Origin of the sequence: Burkholderia sp. AU30198 (assembly GCF_020419825.1) — a bacterium.
GTDB lineage: Bacteria > Pseudomonadota > Gammaproteobacteria > Burkholderiales > Burkholderiaceae > Burkholderia.
The window spans coordinates 86,205-101,079 of sequence record NZ_JAIZSA010000019.1 but is presented as its reverse complement, the minus strand read 5'-3'; the positions used below and the strand labels follow the sequence as shown (position 1 = coordinate 101,079).

The window sequence follows — 14,875 nt, the reverse complement described above, 5'->3', positions numbered from 1 at the left end:
AGCTTGAGTGCTTTCGCTGGACATAAGCCACATGGCGAATTGAGCATGGGAGATTGGATGAAGCGAATGTTGATAGTGCCATCGCTGGTTGCGATTTTGACGTTTGTGGTGTCGACGATCATGATGGCTACGCCTGTCCACGCGGCTACTTCGGTGCAAAAAGACACAACGGTTGCGAGTGCGGGCGATAGTGCGACACCGTTTGTGGCGCAGGTTGTTGGACTGGAGTGGCTGAACCCATTGCAGCGGCGCGACTATCCGACGCAATGGCAGGTTCTCTGGACAATGGGGCTTGCCAAACCCAACAAGAACGACGACATGGTCCGTACAGATCCGAAGTCGTTCACGACACTTCAGTCAGTTGCGGGGGTGGCTTATGGCAATCAAGGAGAGGAAACATTCAAAGGCTTCTATCACAAATACGTCAGGAAGCTGCTTGGGTTGTTCGGTGATCGCTATGTGATGAACGCCAAGTATTTCTACACGGTCAAGTCGAAGAATAAGCGCGACTGGCGTGAACTGGCTGGCATCCATGTGGAGTTTGCCGTGCCGGATAGCCTGGATGCTGGCGAGGCGCAGGGGTATCTGCAGGAAAGCATCATCGATTATTTTGAGATAGGGAATAAATATGCGCTGGATCTTTGGAGCAAAGACACGCCTCCCGACGTCCACGTCAACCAGGGTGGCGCAAACGCCGGTTTCACGTCGCTGAACCGCGCACTGGATTACCTGCAGGCGAACCCGGACAAAAGCGCCTGGGTGATGAACTGGGACGCGCCGAGCTTCCCGCCGAAGGACGCGCAGATCAACGAGAACATGGTGGTGCTGTTTCTCGTCGGGCCGAACTTCAAGACGGAGCGCGAACCGCTCGCGTGGATCGGCCGAGCGGCGACGGGCAACGTCAGGGACTACGAGACGAAGGCCGGCACCACGCGTGCAGTGCAGGCGTGGAAAGCCACGATCGACAGCGCGGCGCGCAACGCGGGCGTGACGGTGCCATCGTTGAACTTCGTGGTGCATGACGCGGGCGGCGGCAGCGAAGCATCGTCAGAGCGGATCGGCGCGTTGTCGCAGACGCTGACGGAAGTGCTGCCGGACTACAACTTTCGCGAGCAGACATTCAATACGCCGGCGCTGCTAGGCCCGATGGGCACCGGTACGGCCTTGACGGACGTGGTGCTTGCAATCGGCCGAGCGAATCACTTGGACGAGAAGGTGCTGGTGGCAGGGACAACGGATGTGCAGCACCCGACGGCGGTGGTGGTGGTTCCGCCATCGAGAATCACGCCGATCGATCCGGACAAGGACTGGTTCCGCGCGAGGGGCGAGAACAATGCGTATCTGCCGTGGTGGGGGCGTCGCCACGATACCAACTACGGCATGCAGGGCTACTCCTACTGACCGGACAACCGACCATGCGAGGAATCATTCGAGTGGGCGACGTCCACAGTCATGGCGGCTATGTCGAGACAGGGGCGTCAAACAGCGATGTCATGGGCCGTACACCTGCACGCGTCGGTGACCGCTGTACGTGCCCGTTACATGGTGTCGAAATTAATTTGAAATGCCAAACTTCTTCCGCTTCTCATTCAATGTAGCCAGCGCGTTATCCAGGCCATCCCAGTTGTTTGCGGCCTCGTTGATTGCTTCGTATAGCAAATCATAGGCTTTGTCCTGGCTGGCGTAAGTATTCATTATGGTGTGTCCGGCGGTATAGTCATTGATACCCAATCCGGTTTTCCTGTCGGCGACGGTCAAAAGCGCCCAGCCATACGACATGCCGGCAAGAACGGAGGCGTCGCCGCTAATATTGATGACAGCATTGGCGCGTTTCAGTTTCTCGCAAACAACATCGAAATTTCTGAAATTCCAGCCTCGACTTTGAAGCAATTTGCCAACGGTATCGCCTCGATTGCTTGTAATCGAGCATTGAGCCATGGCCGATTGAGCGGCTGTAAAGATCAGGGCCGCCAGCAGAATTTTCCTCATATCGTCTCCAAAGAATTACCGAGGTTTTTTTAAAATGGGCCCCAATCCGATTGGTTCTCGGATGTTTATCGGGCATGCGATCGGGTGTGTCGTGAATGTTGGGGTGATGCAATACCTACGCCACGCCGAACCTGGGCAAGCTGCCGCGCCCGGTGGCCCCGACATTCACCAAACAATCGCCTTACTATCGGATTCTTTTAGAGAAACTTGAGGGTTGGACGCTGCTCGGAGTCCGGTTTTCCTGGTTGACGCGGTGATCGACAGTGGCGAAAGCCATTTCGCCTACGTCCCCGCACCGATCTGCATCACATGCGCGGCGCGCAGCGCATCGCCGAGTATCTTCCCCATCGCCGCCCCGCATTGCTTCGCGAGACTGTCGGAATCGACGCACGTGTCGTCGTCGGCGCGCGCCTTGTAGATCGGCCTGAACGTGTAGCGCGTCCCAGCCGGCTTTTCGCGGGTCGCCGCGACCGGCGAAATCGTGACGTCGGAAACGGTCATCTGCCACGTCGCACTCACGGGCGTGTCGTTGCGGCGCAAGTCGGACGCCGTGTACAGGCGAACCATGTGACTCGGATGCAGCGCGTCCAGCGCTTGCGGTATCGGATCGACGAACTTCATCACGTCGAGCTCGACGAGCTTCGTCGGGATGTCCGTCAGCGTGCCCTGGATGCCTTCCCCGAGTCCTGCCAGATAGGCTCGGCCCTCGCTGCCGAATGACGGCGAATCGAAGATCTTGCCGTCCACGACGATCAGGATCCCGCTCGCCTGCGTCGGCGTGATGCCGGCTACGCTCTCGTCGACGAGATTCGGCGTCGTCACGCAACCGCTTGCGAGCGCTGCGAGCACGCACGTTGTCATTCCACGTAGTGTTTTCATGACGGGCCTGCCGGGTGAGGCGTCGTGTTTGCGCGATGCCATGTCGCCGAGTGCGGGATGTTCGCGTGATTGTGTTGGATGCGGCACGGTTTGCCAACGCGTCGTCCACGATCTGTCAGAACGTAATCCTGTTGCGCCGGCCGCAAGCCGACACCCATCACATCTGCCTGAACAACCCCGCATACGCACGACTGACCGGTAGCATCTCCCGCTGACCGTGCACGCGAATCCGCAACCTTCCCAACAGATCGCGCTCGACCCGATCGATCGCTGCATACGCAACGATCACGCCGCGATGCACCTGCGCGAACCGCTCCGGATCGAGCCGCTGCATCAGTTCCTTCAACGGTGTGCGAATCACGAGTCGTTCGCCAGCCGTGACGACTTCGGTGTATTTCTCCGACGCCTGGAAGTACAGCACGTCGTCGACCGATACGAGCCGCGTTGCATCCTTCACGCCGACCGTCAGCCAGCGGATCGGTGCAGCGTCCCGCGCTTGCGCTGCCTGCTCGAGCGCATCGGTTTGTGCGAGCGCCGGCCCGCCGCGCTGCAGTTTCGCGATACAGCGCAGCAGTCGCTCGTCCGTCACCGGTTTCAGCAGGTAGTCGACCGCGGCACGATCGAACGCGTCGACCGCGTATTCGTCGTAGGCCGTGACGAACACGACATGCACATCGGGTACGAGCGCAGCGAGCTTCAGCCCGTCGATGCCGGGCATCCGGATGTCGAGAAACGCGATGTCCGGCCGCGGCGACGCGTTCAGCGCGGCCAGCGTTTCGATGCCGTTGCGCGGCATCGCGACGATTTCCAGTTCAGGCCAGAGCGTGCCCAGCCGCTGCGCGAGCGAGGCGGACAGGTTCGGTTCGTCATCGGCGATGAGGGCGGTCGGCATGTCAGTCGATCGGAATCAGAAGGGTCGCGGTCACGCCATGCGCGGCGGCGGCGTTCGTCTCGACGGAGACACGGCCGCGCTCGCCGTGCAGCGACCGGATGCGTGCCATCACGTTGGCCAGCCCGACGCCGCCATGCAGGCGCGTGTCGCCGTTGCCGAGGCCGACACCCGTATCGATCACGTTCAGTTCGAGCCGGTCGCCGCGCATCCTGCCGCGAATCACGATCACGCCGCCGTCGATCGACGGCTCGATGCCGTGCAGCAGCGCATTTTCGACGAGCGGTTGCAGCAGCAGCGGCGAGAACGGCAGCGCGTGCAGCTCCGCCGGCACGTCGATCGCATACGAAAGCCGCTCGCCGAGCCGGATCGACGCGATCTTCAGCAACGCCTCGACGAGTTCGAGCTCCTCGCCGAGCGTCGACGTCGCATCGCGCGTGCGTCGCAGGCTCGCACGCAGGTAGCGGTTCAGGCTGTCGAGCATCGTCGATGCGCGAGCCGGATCGCGCTCGATCAGGCTCTGCACGTTCGCGAGCGTATTGAACAGGAAGTGCGGCTCGATCTGCGCCTGCAGCAGCGCCAGGCGCGCGGCCGTCTCGGCCTGGCGCGCTTCGGCGGCTTCGCGGCGCTCGGTCTCGAGCGTCGCACGCATGCGCATGGACTGCAGGAACAGCGACACGCATACGAACAGGACCGCCGAGATGAGAAACGACGGCCCGTAGTTGTCCCACGTTCCGATGCGGGCACGCCCGAACACGTGCGGCACGTTTCCGCTGACGATCATCGCCGAGATCTCGAAACCGATGAGCACGCTGGCCGGTGCGATCACGATGGTCTTCAGCGCGAGCCCCGGCTTGCGCGGCAGCAGCCGGTCGGCGGCATAGCTGAACAGCAGCGCGCAGAAACCGATCGTGTTGGCGACGACGAGGTAGGGCAGCAGCGGTTCGTTGAAATGGATGGCCCAGAAACCCAGCCCGACGACCGAGTTGAAGCACGCGAACGCGAGCAGCGCGGCCGGATCGCGCAGCCGCCGCGGCGCGGCGCCGGCGGGTGGCGGCGGAATCGGCGAAGGGTTGGACGTGGCTCGCATGGTGTCGGGTGAGGGAGGGCGCGCGATGCGCCGATGGCCTGACCTTACTGCCGGTCGGGCCGACTGCGTGCGCGTTGCGACGAACGGCGCGCGGTTTCGACGAAGTGCTTCGGCCGCCGACGGTTGGCCGGTTTCCGTCACGAGTGTAGTGGAAGGGGCTGCGGAAGGACACGGGGCGTTGCCGATTTCGCGTCGAGCACGACGCGTCAACTATCCCGGCGAAGGCGGACCTTTCGATTCGGACGACGCCGGTGGCCGGGTGCGTGCGTGCATCGATCGTCCCGATCCGCTGAACGACCGTCGCCGCGACGCGCAACTCGTCCGCGAATTCCTGCCGCCCGTCGCAAGCCGTACCGCTAGTCGGGGCCGGGCAGTACGGTGTGGCCGTGTCCACTCCGATCAGGCGACTCTGACCATGTCCACGCTCCTTCATCTGAAGTCTTACGTGTACGTCACGTTTTGCGTGCTGCTCTATATCGGCATCAAGCGCTGTTTCCCGCGCGAGGTGCCGGCAGCACGACCGCTGATCTCGCCGGTCGCTTTCGGCCTGCTCGGCATCGTCAGCCTGAACGGACTCTTTCCGCATGCCGGCCTCGACGCGAACGCGATCGCGCTGGCGGCCGTCCTGGGCGGCGCGGCGCTGGGCTGGCTGCACGCGGGCCGGTGGCGGCTCGAGTACCGTCCGCTGCCGTCGGGCCTGCGCGTGCGCCTGCCCGGCGACGCGAGCCTGCTCCTGACGCTGATGCTGACGTTCGTCGCGGAAACCGGCATCCATTACGCGGTCGCCGTGCACGCGCCGTGGGCGGCGACGAGCGGCTTCACGATGCTGTCGTTCGCGGGATGGGGTGTGCTCGTCGGGATGACGCTCGGACGCGCGTTGAACGTGGTCGTGCGCTGCATGCGCCATGCGAATGGATTGGAGCGCAGGGGTTTCCCGTATTCGGTCGATCCGCGATGACGGGCACGAAACGCCGCGCGAGCGGGTAACGGACGGCCAGACGGGCGATGCGGCTCGTCGTCGTCAATCGGATCGGCATCGAACCGAAACGACAGGTAACGGACGGCGTTTCGCGCCCCGTTTTCCTGTCACGGTCGCGTCATGGTGCGCCCATAACGTTGCACGTTCCCGTCGCGGCGGCAGCGCCGGATCGGGAACGTGCGCAACCCGCTCGCGACGACGTGCCCTCGTCGCAGGCGGGGGCCGACCGGGATCTCGCTCCCGGCGGCGCAGCGGTCATGCATCGCGCCATTTCATTCGAAAATACGATCGACGACGGTTCGAACCGGATCGCGGACGATCAGGAGACAGGGACCATGCTGAGTCCGCATGAATTCTCGATGCTGTTGCGCGTTGCGCGTGCGCCGGACAGCGTCGATCCGTCGAATCCGGCCTTCGCCGTGCTGGTGGAGAAGCGGCTGGTCGACGATACGCAGGTGCGCATGAATGCCGTGGCCGCGCGCCCGGCGCTGACGCCGATCGGCCAGATGCTGCTGGCGCGCTTCGACGAAGCGGCCTGAGGGGGCGCGTCACGCCTTCACCGTGGCGAAGGGCGTGACGCGTTGAAGCGCCGGGCCGCTTACTGTGCGACCGGCACGGTCACGTCGCTGCCGAACCAGTGCATCGAGATCTTCTTCAACGTGCCGTCCTTGTGCAGCGAGTCGAGCGCGTCGTTGATCGCCTTCTCGAACTTCGGGTTGCCCTTGCGGAACGGGATCGCCATTTCCTGCTTGCCGCCATTCAGCACCGCGCCCGCGCGCAGCGGCAGGTTCGACGTCTTGATCATGTACGGCAGCATCAGGCGGTCGTCGAGCGTCGCCTCGATCCGGCCCGCGGCGAGGTCGCGCAGCTTCTCCGGCGCGCCCGGATACGTCTGCACCTCGATGCCCGGCACGGTGCGCGCCATCTGGTCATAGTTGGTACCGAGCGTCACGCCGAGCTTCTTGCCCTTGAAGTCGTCGAGCGACTTGAAGTTGCGCGTGTCGTCCTTGCGCTGGATCAGCTGCGCGGCCGAGTACGTGTACGGCTGGCTGAAGTCGAGCGCTTCCTTGCGCTGCGGCGTGATCGTGACCTGATTGACGATCACGTCGAACTTGCCGGCCTGCAGGCCGGCGATGATGCCGCTCCATTCGGTCGGAACGAATTGCGTCTTCACGCCGAGCTTGCCGGCGACGGCGTTCGCGACGTCGACGTCGAAGCCCTCGAGCTGGCCCGACGTGCCGCGCGAGTTGAACGGCGGATACGTGCCTTCGAGGCCGACCCGGAGCACGCCGGCTTTCTTGACGGAATCGAGCAGGTCGTCTGCGTGTGCGGCGACGGCCGTGAAGCCGAGGGCCGACGCAAGCAGCAGGCCCGACAGCAGGAACTTCGAACGTTTCATCGCGGATCTCCAGTGGTCAGCGGGGTGTGGGGTGAGCGCCGGGCGCCGGTCGGGCGCGGCGGGCCGCAATACGGGCACGTAGACACTACTCGCAACCGCGCCGCGCCGGAAGTCGAATTGGCCCTGATTGAAATCGATTTCATGGGTGCGCCGGACGGCTGGTGTGGCTGCTGCCCACCCCACATTCCATATTTCGAAAACATCGGGTTCAATGGACATACGCCAATGCGACCCGAAATGAATCGGAGATAGGAGGTAGCGTGGAACGTAAATTGGTGGACTATCCGATGCATGCCCCGTTAGTGAGGCATATCTACGACGAATTGATCCATGACCACTTTGAGGAGCTGGTGCGCCAGGGACTCGCTGCACCAAGCACGGCATCGGAGTACCGAGTTGCGCTGAGATCCTGCTTGTGTGGGGAGGCGGTTCGTCCGATCCCGGATGAGGCGCTGATGAATGGGTATGTATTCGAAATGGGCGGACACAAATCGGACGGACTATCAATCGAGGTACCCATCTTCTCGGAACGGGGGCGTTCGGACGCGTTCATGATCCTTCGAGTGAAGAAGGACAACGCGGCACGGCCGACGCTCTATTTGTACGACATACTGGTGCCGTGAAGCGGGCTTTGGAGAGCGAAATAGAACTGACACCGGGACCATGATCCGGCGTCGTGGCGCTACGTGTCGAAGGATCCAATCGGACTCGCGAGGAGGCAACGTCATCCAGTACGCACCCAATCCGGTGCAGTGGATCGATCCGCTTGAGCTGAATGGTAAGCCTCTTCCCGGGGCCGCTGGGGGGTAACTCGATTGATAACCTCCGTTTGATAGAGCCAGGAAAAAGCTCAATCCAGCCGGGATTTCCGTCCTGCCTGATTGTTGTCCCTGCAGCAGCTCAACAGATGACGGATGCTTTTCCGAAGACTACGGGCTTGCTGAAAGCAGCAGAAACTGTTGCATCAGGTACGGCATCTCTATTGGTGCACGCGATTGCCGCCGTGTAGCTGGATGTGGTGACGTTGAACGTGTAGACGGTGGCCAAGGCTGCACTGGCCGGTGCGGATGTATATCCAAATGCAAATCGAGCATCAGAACTCAAAAAGGTTGCAGGGATTCTCGGCAATCATGGTGAATCTGGCGCGACTCATACTTCTAAGTAAACAGCGATGGGAATCCATTTTTCTGAAATTATTGATGCGCTGCTGCAGTTTAATGGCGATGGTCCAGGTAGGTTGATCCGCGGTGAGGATGAAAGTAAGCCACAGCTCGAGGATAGGGGTTACGATGTTGTGGGAGGAAACTCTGATTTTCATTTGTATGAAAAACATATATATGTCAATCATGGGAACAGGGAAATTAATTCGCTGTATAAATTATATTTCCTTGGGGGAAATCTTGTTGGAAGTTCGGTCGATTTTGGCCCAGGCGTAGGGTTGATGGTCTTGCTCAAGAAAATTTTGGGTAGGCGTAAATTCAGTTCGCTGAGGGATGATGCTCATCTCTATTTCTCTTATGACAGAAAAGATGGCGCAATTGTGTTGGGTAAGTATTCTGTTATCCGGTTCGGTCGAAGAAATGTAAGGTCGGGGTACGCAGTCCTGGGGGTAGACTGCGCGTCCGTTGGAAATGAAAAATTGATAACGCGGGGTATAGAGGCAACAATGAATCGGCTCGATGAGAAGCCGTTGGGTAGTTTTAGGAAATGTCATCCCGAGTATGGGAAATTGGTCCATCTCTACTTCAGTTGATTATGCTGATGTGAAGTATGAAGACTCGCTTCAGAAGCTTTCTCCACATAGTCCACGATCTCGTGATATGGGATCTTCAGAACACCGACACTGATTATCCGTAGCACTTACGCTCCGTGCTTCGTTCGCAGTCTGAATTCTCCGCGCCCTCCGGCGCCCGACGGAAGGTAACGCCGGGAATTTGAGAATCAAACTGCTAGTAGATTCAGGAGTCGCCACGATGGCGTAGATTTGCCTCTTGAGCTGCGCTCTGCGCTTTTCGGCTATATTGTCCGGCGCGGGGGGGATTATTCTGGACTGGCAGCGAGTGGAGAGATTTTTGGACGCCAGATTCACGTAGAGACAACTTCAATGGCGATGATTTTTCAAGAAGAGACAAGGAGATTGGTGCTTTTGCTGCACTCAAAAGCAAGTGCCATCGTTCATATCCAGGTACGCCAAGCGGCACGATCAAGGTTTATACAGTCATGGAGGGCGCGTGAGCTATAGCGAAGATGATATTCTGGAGTTGGTGGCTAGGTATCCAAGTGACTACTCGTTCAGAGGTGATTGCTTCAAGATATTTGGTCTGGCTTTGGCTGAATTTAAGAAGCTGTCAAAGGATCATTGGCCTTTAAGTGGCTACAAAGTTTTGGTCGATCTTGGAGGAGGTGAGAGTTTGGTCGCGGTCACATTTTCCCCTCTTCCGGCATATGAAATCGATGGAGTGCCATTTGAGGTTGCGGACCAGGGGATGTATCAGAATGGACGTGGTGTAACGTATATTTACGCGATTGAAGGTGAGGTGCTTCTGAAGACGGTCTACATGCGTTAGTGGAAATGGGCTGAATTTGTAGCCCTTTGATCATTCTATGGTAGTGATAAGCCAACCCTGTAAGGCTGGCGCTATGATATCGACGGAGCGAAGCTCGTTTATCACGATGCAACGGGCGCAGTCACGAGTATCCGTTGCTGAGTGCGGGAAGCGTACATGGTGACCTGCCCGAGGGGCACGCGATACCGTGACTTGATGTGCGGACATACGCTGCTCGAAGCGTACGAACGACATGCCCATATCTTTGTCTCGCGTTCGCCAAGGACTGCGCCGACAATCAGATGGCGCATCGACTACGATGCTGAAGGGCGACTGTAACTAATATGTGGCGGGGGCTCAAATGACGATTATGGTCAAAGCGCAATTTGTTGCGACGAGTCTCTACGATGATGAAGGACGTTCCTCCTTGTTCATCAAGTGGGGACCTGCAGGTCAATATATCGATCTCGTGCGAGAGGAGAGTGGAGGCAAGGTTTATTGCGAGCTTTTCGATCAAGTTAATGGTGCTGAATTTGAGTCAATTAGATTCAATTGCTCGGAAAATCTACTTGTTCTTGAGGTGACTCCACCAGAAGCGTTCGTCCGAGCTCAAGCTGAGCACAGGGTCGAAATTGCGTTGGATGGCGCGAGTGTCGGCGGACGAGAACTGAAAAACTGCCTGGAACATCTGTTTCGCGCCGATTGAACCTAGCGTCACGAATGCGCGGCCGATCGGCACTATGCGAAATGAAGGAGGGCTAGATGACCGGTCTCACGAAGTCGTGCGATACGTCCGTGTCAAAATGCCAGGCCACAAACCCACGAATCTCGTGCACACTCGTTTCGCGTGTGCCCATCGCGAAGAAATTGGAACGCCTTCATCAAAATGAGTGCATTTTCGTTCTTAAGCATATGTGTCGCCATTGGCTTTGCTGTCGTGTGGTCGATAATCCTTCTGAGGAGAATTGCGGGGCGGAGAAAAATTGCCGGGAGCGGTGTGGCGACGTGGATCAAGAACGTTATCGATTCGCTCTCTGGGATGGGATAGTGCGGCAAGCCGATCTCACGCCGCTGTGATTTGTCGATGCAACTCCTGGGCCTGGAGTAAGAGCATCCCCATCACTGGGTCCTCCAATGTACGAGGCCGCGATTTCAAGACGTCCGTAGTTTTTGGTTTAAACGGAGGCACTCAAGCCTCAGTGGACGTCCACCACGAGAATGGAGAAAAGATAAATGGGAATCCAAAAGACAGGGAGACCCCATGATTCACATTTTGACTGGGAGAGGTTTTCACGCTTCGTGATCGATTCGTATGGGGGGTTTGAATCGCCGAATTACTCTTTCGTAAAATTGCATTTTTCGTTGGCAAAATACCCTGACGTGATTCGGTTTCTTGAGGGGAGCTATGATTTCTCGGAAGATACGGAACCCAACTCCGACGTGAGTTATGGATATTTGTTGAAGGGGGGTGTCGACGATTTCGTATTGCGGATGTCGCTTGTTGGTCCGTACTATTATTTGTCGTCATTGTCACGGGATGGAAGTCAAAGGCCGCCGAAAATTGATTATCCGACAACCAATTCTATGAGCCCGTTGATAAGGCATATGGAGAGAGTTGGCATGATCTTCACCCCTGTTGACGTGTTGAATAAAAGATTTGCTTTCGGTGGTCAGTGTTCAAGCACCTATTCGATTATTTATTGTTACGGGGATGAGCCATCCTGGATACAAGGTTAGAAGATGTGGCGTCTTTCGTGAGCGCTTGAGGCAGCTGGTCATTTTGGAAAAATTGAGCTGAGAATTGAACGGAACGATGAGCTGGCGGGTGATTGCCATCGGCGCGCTGTAGACTATTTTGTCGAGATAGGAGGATGCTCCGCGAGCGCTGCGTGTTCCGTGCGATTGACGGGGCTATCTCACGAAATCGGGGCGGAGCTCTATGTTGCAACTCAGTGGCAGTGTTAGAGATGTACTGGTGGCGCATATGCAGCGAAGCGTCGAGCCAATGGTTCAACTACGAGGTGCTGGTGTGAGTAAGTGGCTTGATGAAGACATGATCCTCGAGATATCAAAGATATGCGAATGTTTCTCGAGAAATAATTTCGAAAAGTTGGTTTCGGATGGAAATTTTGATGCCAATGAATCGGAAGGCATTAAGCGGAATATTCTGGAGTATCTGTGTGGGGATGTTCTGGATGAGCGCGCTCTGAAAAGAATTGACATTCCGGGGCGCGACTACATCGTTGGTCATGCGCAATTGTATGAAATTGCCCCTGGCGCACCATCGGAATTCAGTAAGAGAATTCAACTTGACTTGATCGTAGATGGCATTGAGAGCGATCTTACTCTTGTTATGCATGCATACAAGCGGAGTGAAGGAGGGGTGGTTCACATCTATGATGCTTACACGTTGTAGCGTGAGCGCGATATTGCGATACAAGTGGGGGCGCGCGTTTCTGGCCGCTCGTTCCGGATGAGAGCGATGCGATCGCTCAATTGGTGCGAAGCGACGCAGCCGCGTTTCGATTGGCCCGCGTCGGGCATAAACAGGCGACAACTGTCGACCGATCTCACGGGTGCGGAATTGGCATGATTGGGGCTAGCGACGCGAACACGAGCGCGACAGCAACCGAGCGTGTGCGGCCGCTGCGTCGTCGGTACCGGGCGGCTATGCGCCGGGCAGCGGGACGAGGCTCACTCCAGATGAGGATTTCCGAGGAGTCGGGAAATGAAAAGTGGTGAGATTTTTGTCGCGGATACACAGATTCAATCCTTCTCTTATCAAGACGGACGATTGACAGTGCTTATACGGGCTGATGGCGGAATGTTTGAAGTTATCTTCCATAAAGTCCTTGGCGTGAAGGCTCTTTCTCCGGAAGGGCAAGATCTGTCGCATTTGGCCGAGCGCAAGGAGGGGAGTTACCTTTTTGCCCTATGTGAAGCCGCGGAGGAACTGGCCAATGATTTCAGGGAGTTCAGCTTTGTCTCGGCTTGGACCGATGAACCGCTATTAACCGTAGTCGCTGTTGATGTTCAGGTTTCCAGGGCGTTGACTTAGACAGGAAGGCCCTCGCTTGCGCGTGAGACGCGCAACGTGAGAATCGCATATTGGAGAGCAAGGTGAATGAGGTTGACGTAAAGTGGGTTGTCTTCTCTTCCTTCATCGGATCGGTGCGTGAAGGGGTGCGTGCGATTGCATACGATTTCGATTCGAATCTGATCGAAATATATGTCTATCTGGCTAGAGAGCCTGACGAAGAGGATGGTGAGGTTGTGGATGCCGCGATTGCAGAAATCATGGCATCCTGCCCGCAATTCAATCGGCAGAAAATAGAGATGTCAAAGAGCAGTGAGCCGATCGGGAAATTGCGATCATATAAGGGATGGATTTTTGCGCGATATGAAGGATAGTTGGTGTCTGTGTGATAAGCAGATTTCATGTGGTGTTCAGGAGTGTGCTTGATGCGAACCGTTCTCGTGCCTGTCTGTCTTTTCTCGCTCGCAGCAACCTCATGTGCCTGCAATTTCCGACTGAGAGCAGCAGCAGCCCCTGACCTGGTTCATCCGAAGCGCCTCAAATCCAACGGGTTGAGCTTCGCGCTTCCGGCGAACTGGCGGGTCACGGCAAACGATCTGCTTGAGGACACCGATGGTCGAGGAGTGAGTATCCAGGCTGACAAAGCCGCCTTCGAAGGACTGAATCTGGACGTCGTTGTTCAGGTGCTGCGAACCGCGATCGCACGGTCTTCGATTGTGCTGCGCAGTCTCTTTGGAGGGGCGGGAAATGAAAGAGGCTGAACTTTCAACGGGAAAGGTGTTTGGGCAAGCGGCTAAGGCTGCCGGATTTCATGGGGCTGGGGTGACTCGTTTTGTCGAGTTGACACATCTCTGGCTCGTGGTTAATCACCAAAAATCAGCCTACAGCAAATTATTCTATGTGAATGTTGGAATGTTTTATAAGGAGCTGCTGCGGGTGGATTTTGGTGAATCTGAAATAAGGATGGCATTTAAACAGGGTGCCTCGGTGTGGCCGCACGTTGATTTTAGATTGGATGATTGTCCGGGCGTTCGAGAGGATTTCCAGGTCGAGGTGGATAAGTGTGTTGCAGGGCGTGATGCACAGGGGTTGGAGGGAATTTTGTCCGACGCTTTTTCGAAGCTTGCAGCGTTTGTTGAGACAAGTGGTGATCGAAAATCGATAAGGCGGCTCGTGAGTGAGAAGAAACTCGCTGCGATGGTGTTGAAGGAGGTGTAGTTGCGAGGTATGGCCTGAGTTCTCGCGAGGTCGTTGCGATTTGGTTGCATTTGCTCGTCGCCATCGCGTCAGCTACAACCGGGTTCATTGTGTCGGCCATCTCTTACCATGCGTTGACTACAGGCCGGTTCGTTGATGTTGAGATGAACAATCGTGGGGCAAGCAATATGGAGATGGGTGAGTCTGGTGACCATCAATAAAAATTCAGCGAAGCAGTCCGCGGGGCAAGGAGGGATAAATGAGCACTCAGTTTAAGCGTCTCGGCATGAGTGAGGCCGAGATTGATCAGGAGGAACGCGATTCGAAACGAAGATTCAAGGCATCTCGAAGGAGTGAGATGATTGCTGTCTATCACGCGCCGCTTCCATCTGGGGCTGAACTCGATCAACTCGAGCATCAAATTGGCGCTAGTTTGCCGCTTGAATACCGGCAGTTTCTCGAGGCGGTCAATGGGGGAGAGCCGTCCGGGAATTTGCTTTGGAGTGGCGATCGGGAGAGGGTGGTTAATTATTTATTTTCATCGACGGTGCCGCGTAGCTCCACTTTTTCTATCATGAAAAACATGGAGGTTTACAGGAAGAGATTTCCGGGCGAGTTGATTTGTATTGGATCCGCGGGAGGTGGGGATCTAATCTTGCTGTCGGCCAAGGGAGATAAAGTTGGTGGAGTTTATTACTGGAGTCACGGCCTTGAGTCGGAGTCGGATGGGAGCGGGTATTGGGATAATGTTGAGCTTGTGTCTGATTCGTTGAGTCATTTCTTTGATATGCTTCACGATTGATTTTAATCTGTGCCTCTGATTCGAGCAGAGGCTCGTGTGTGTAAAACAAAAAAATCGACTGATAGGGC

Annotated in this window: 18 protein-coding genes and 1 pseudogene; 14 read left to right on the top strand and 5 right to left on the bottom strand. The window is 57.1% G+C overall.

Going from position 1 to position 14,875, the window contains the following annotated elements; all coding sequences use genetic code 11:
• Positions 1–45 precede the first annotated feature (45 nt).
• Entirely contained in the window at positions 46–1,401 is a 1,356-nt protein-coding gene (locus tag LGN19_RS32110; protein WP_226219342.1) for a virulence factor, read from the top strand.
• A gap of 14 nt (positions 1,402–1,415) precedes the next feature.
• A pseudogene (locus LGN19_RS32105) lies at positions 1,416–1,547 on the top strand (PAAR domain-containing protein); the annotation flags it as partial.
• A gap of 7 nt (positions 1,548–1,554) precedes the next feature.
• On the opposite strand, the gene LGN19_RS32100 reads toward LGN19_RS32105, so the two are convergent.
• The 4 genes from LGN19_RS32100 to LGN19_RS32085 form a co-directional block, all read right to left on the bottom strand.
• Positions 1,555–1,989 (bottom strand): hypothetical protein, encoded by a 435-nt coding sequence (locus tag LGN19_RS32100; RefSeq protein ID WP_164462515.1) that lies wholly within the window; start codon positions 1,987–1,989, stop codon positions 1,555–1,557.
• A gap of 282 nt (positions 1,990–2,271) precedes the next feature.
• The gene (locus LGN19_RS32095) at positions 2,272–2,838 is read right to left on the bottom strand and encodes a hypothetical protein (RefSeq protein WP_226219277.1); all 567 of its coding nucleotides are present in this window, start codon (positions 2,836–2,838) and stop codon (positions 2,272–2,274) included.
• A gap of 187 nt (positions 2,839–3,025) precedes the next feature.
• The gene (locus LGN19_RS32090) at positions 3,026–3,760 is read right to left on the bottom strand and encodes a LytR/AlgR family response regulator transcription factor (RefSeq protein WP_226219275.1); all 735 of its coding nucleotides are present in this window, start codon (positions 3,758–3,760) and stop codon (positions 3,026–3,028) included.
• Position 3,761: 1 nt separating this feature from the next.
• On the bottom strand, positions 3,762–4,847 hold the full coding sequence (locus LGN19_RS32085; protein ID WP_226219273.1) for a sensor histidine kinase: 1,086 nt from the start codon (positions 4,845–4,847) through the stop codon (positions 3,762–3,764).
• 415 nt (positions 4,848–5,262) lie between these two features.
• Between LGN19_RS32085 and LGN19_RS32080 the strand changes: the two genes are divergently transcribed.
• Positions 5,263–5,805, top strand: coding sequence for a hypothetical protein (locus LGN19_RS32080; RefSeq protein WP_226219271.1), 543 nt, complete (start codon positions 5,263–5,265; stop codon positions 5,803–5,805).
• A gap of 356 nt (positions 5,806–6,161) precedes the next feature.
• Positions 6,162–6,365 (top strand): hypothetical protein, encoded by a 204-nt coding sequence (locus LGN19_RS32075; protein ID WP_011350748.1) that lies wholly within the window; start codon positions 6,162–6,164, stop codon positions 6,363–6,365.
• Between the two features lie 59 nt (positions 6,366–6,424).
• Here the strand turns inward: LGN19_RS32075 and LGN19_RS32070 are convergent, their stop codons facing one another.
• On the bottom strand, positions 6,425–7,225 hold the full coding sequence (locus LGN19_RS32070; protein WP_089455481.1) for a transporter substrate-binding domain-containing protein: 801 nt from the start codon (positions 7,223–7,225) through the stop codon (positions 6,425–6,427).
• A gap of 260 nt (positions 7,226–7,485) precedes the next feature.
• Here LGN19_RS32070 and LGN19_RS32065 point away from each other — a divergent pair, with 260 nt between their 5' ends.
• The 10 genes from LGN19_RS32065 to LGN19_RS32020 all read left to right on the top strand — a co-directional run bounded on the left by LGN19_RS32065 (position 7,486) and on the right by LGN19_RS32020 (position 14,807).
• Positions 7,486–7,848, top strand: a complete 363-nt coding sequence (locus LGN19_RS32065; protein WP_226219269.1) for a hypothetical protein — start codon at positions 7,486–7,488, stop codon at positions 7,846–7,848.
• A 548-nt stretch (positions 7,849–8,396) separates the two neighbouring features.
• Entirely contained in the window at positions 8,397–8,978 is a 582-nt protein-coding gene (locus LGN19_RS32060; protein ID WP_226219267.1) for a hypothetical protein, read from the top strand.
• Positions 8,979–9,456: 478 nt separating this feature from the next.
• Positions 9,457–9,792, top strand: a complete 336-nt coding sequence (locus tag LGN19_RS32055) for a hypothetical protein (RefSeq protein WP_226219266.1) — start codon at positions 9,457–9,459, stop codon at positions 9,790–9,792.
• Between the two features lie 340 nt (positions 9,793–10,132).
• A complete protein-coding gene (locus LGN19_RS32050) occupies positions 10,133–10,477 on the top strand; it encodes a hypothetical protein (RefSeq protein ID WP_226219264.1) in 345 nt (114 codons plus the stop codon).
• 1,233 nt (positions 10,478–11,710) lie between these two features.
• Complete coding sequence (locus LGN19_RS32045) at positions 11,711–12,187, top strand: hypothetical protein (RefSeq protein ID WP_226219262.1); 477 nt, start codon at positions 11,711–11,713, stop codon at positions 12,185–12,187.
• A 312-nt stretch (positions 12,188–12,499) separates the two neighbouring features.
• On the top strand, positions 12,500–12,829 hold the full coding sequence (locus LGN19_RS32040) for a hypothetical protein (RefSeq protein ID WP_226219260.1): 330 nt from the start codon (positions 12,500–12,502) through the stop codon (positions 12,827–12,829).
• Positions 12,830–12,891: 62 nt separating this feature from the next.
• Positions 12,892–13,182, top strand: coding sequence for a hypothetical protein (locus tag LGN19_RS32035; protein ID WP_226219258.1), 291 nt, complete (start codon positions 12,892–12,894; stop codon positions 13,180–13,182).
• A gap of 51 nt (positions 13,183–13,233) precedes the next feature.
• The gene (locus tag LGN19_RS32030; protein WP_226219256.1) at positions 13,234–13,569 is read left to right on the top strand and encodes a hypothetical protein; all 336 of its coding nucleotides are present in this window, start codon (positions 13,234–13,236) and stop codon (positions 13,567–13,569) included.
• Positions 13,556–14,026, top strand: a complete 471-nt coding sequence (locus LGN19_RS32025) for a DUF4304 domain-containing protein (RefSeq protein WP_226219254.1) — start codon at positions 13,556–13,558, stop codon at positions 14,024–14,026. The genes LGN19_RS32030 and LGN19_RS32025 overlap by 14 nt, the downstream gene beginning before the upstream one ends.
• A gap of 238 nt (positions 14,027–14,264) precedes the next feature.
• Positions 14,265–14,807: an SMI1/KNR4 family protein gene (locus tag LGN19_RS32020; protein ID WP_226219252.1), complete on the top strand. Its 543-nt coding sequence runs from the start codon at positions 14,265–14,267 to the stop codon at positions 14,805–14,807.
• Positions 14,808–14,875 lie beyond the last annotated feature (68 nt).

Coding starts and splice junctions, on each gene's coding strand:
- LGN19_RS32080 (WP_226219271.1), top strand. CDS start 5,263: ATGTCCACGCTCCTTCATCTGAAGTCTTACGTGTACGTCACGTTTTGC.
- LGN19_RS32100 (WP_164462515.1), bottom strand. CDS start 1,989: ATGAGGAAAATTCTGCTGGCGGCCCTGATCTTTACAGCCGCTCAATCG.
- LGN19_RS32045 (WP_226219262.1), top strand. CDS start 11,711: ATGTTGCAACTCAGTGGCAGTGTTAGAGATGTACTGGTGGCGCATATG.
- LGN19_RS32085 (WP_226219273.1), bottom strand. CDS start 4,847: ATGCGAGCCACGTCCAACCCTTCGCCGATTCCGCCGCCACCCGCCGGC.
- LGN19_RS32050 (WP_226219264.1), top strand. CDS start 10,133: ATGACGATTATGGTCAAAGCGCAATTTGTTGCGACGAGTCTCTACGAT.
- LGN19_RS32075 (WP_011350748.1), top strand. CDS start 6,162: ATGCTGAGTCCGCATGAATTCTCGATGCTGTTGCGCGTTGCGCGTGCG.
- LGN19_RS32020 (WP_226219252.1), top strand. CDS start 14,265: ATGAGCACTCAGTTTAAGCGTCTCGGCATGAGTGAGGCCGAGATTGAT.
- LGN19_RS32060 (WP_226219267.1), top strand. CDS start 8,397: ATGGGAATCCATTTTTCTGAAATTATTGATGCGCTGCTGCAGTTTAAT.
- LGN19_RS32070 (WP_089455481.1), bottom strand. CDS start 7,225: ATGAAACGTTCGAAGTTCCTGCTGTCGGGCCTGCTGCTTGCGTCGGCC.
- LGN19_RS32040 (WP_226219260.1), top strand. CDS start 12,500: ATGAAAAGTGGTGAGATTTTTGTCGCGGATACACAGATTCAATCCTTC.
- LGN19_RS32025 (WP_226219254.1), top strand. CDS start 13,556: ATGAAAGAGGCTGAACTTTCAACGGGAAAGGTGTTTGGGCAAGCGGCT.
- LGN19_RS32110 (WP_226219342.1), top strand. CDS start 46: ATGGGAGATTGGATGAAGCGAATGTTGATAGTGCCATCGCTGGTTGCG.
- LGN19_RS32030 (WP_226219256.1), top strand. CDS start 13,234: ATGCGAACCGTTCTCGTGCCTGTCTGTCTTTTCTCGCTCGCAGCAACC.
- LGN19_RS32090 (WP_226219275.1), bottom strand. CDS start 3,760: ATGCCGACCGCCCTCATCGCCGATGACGAACCGAACCTGTCCGCCTCG.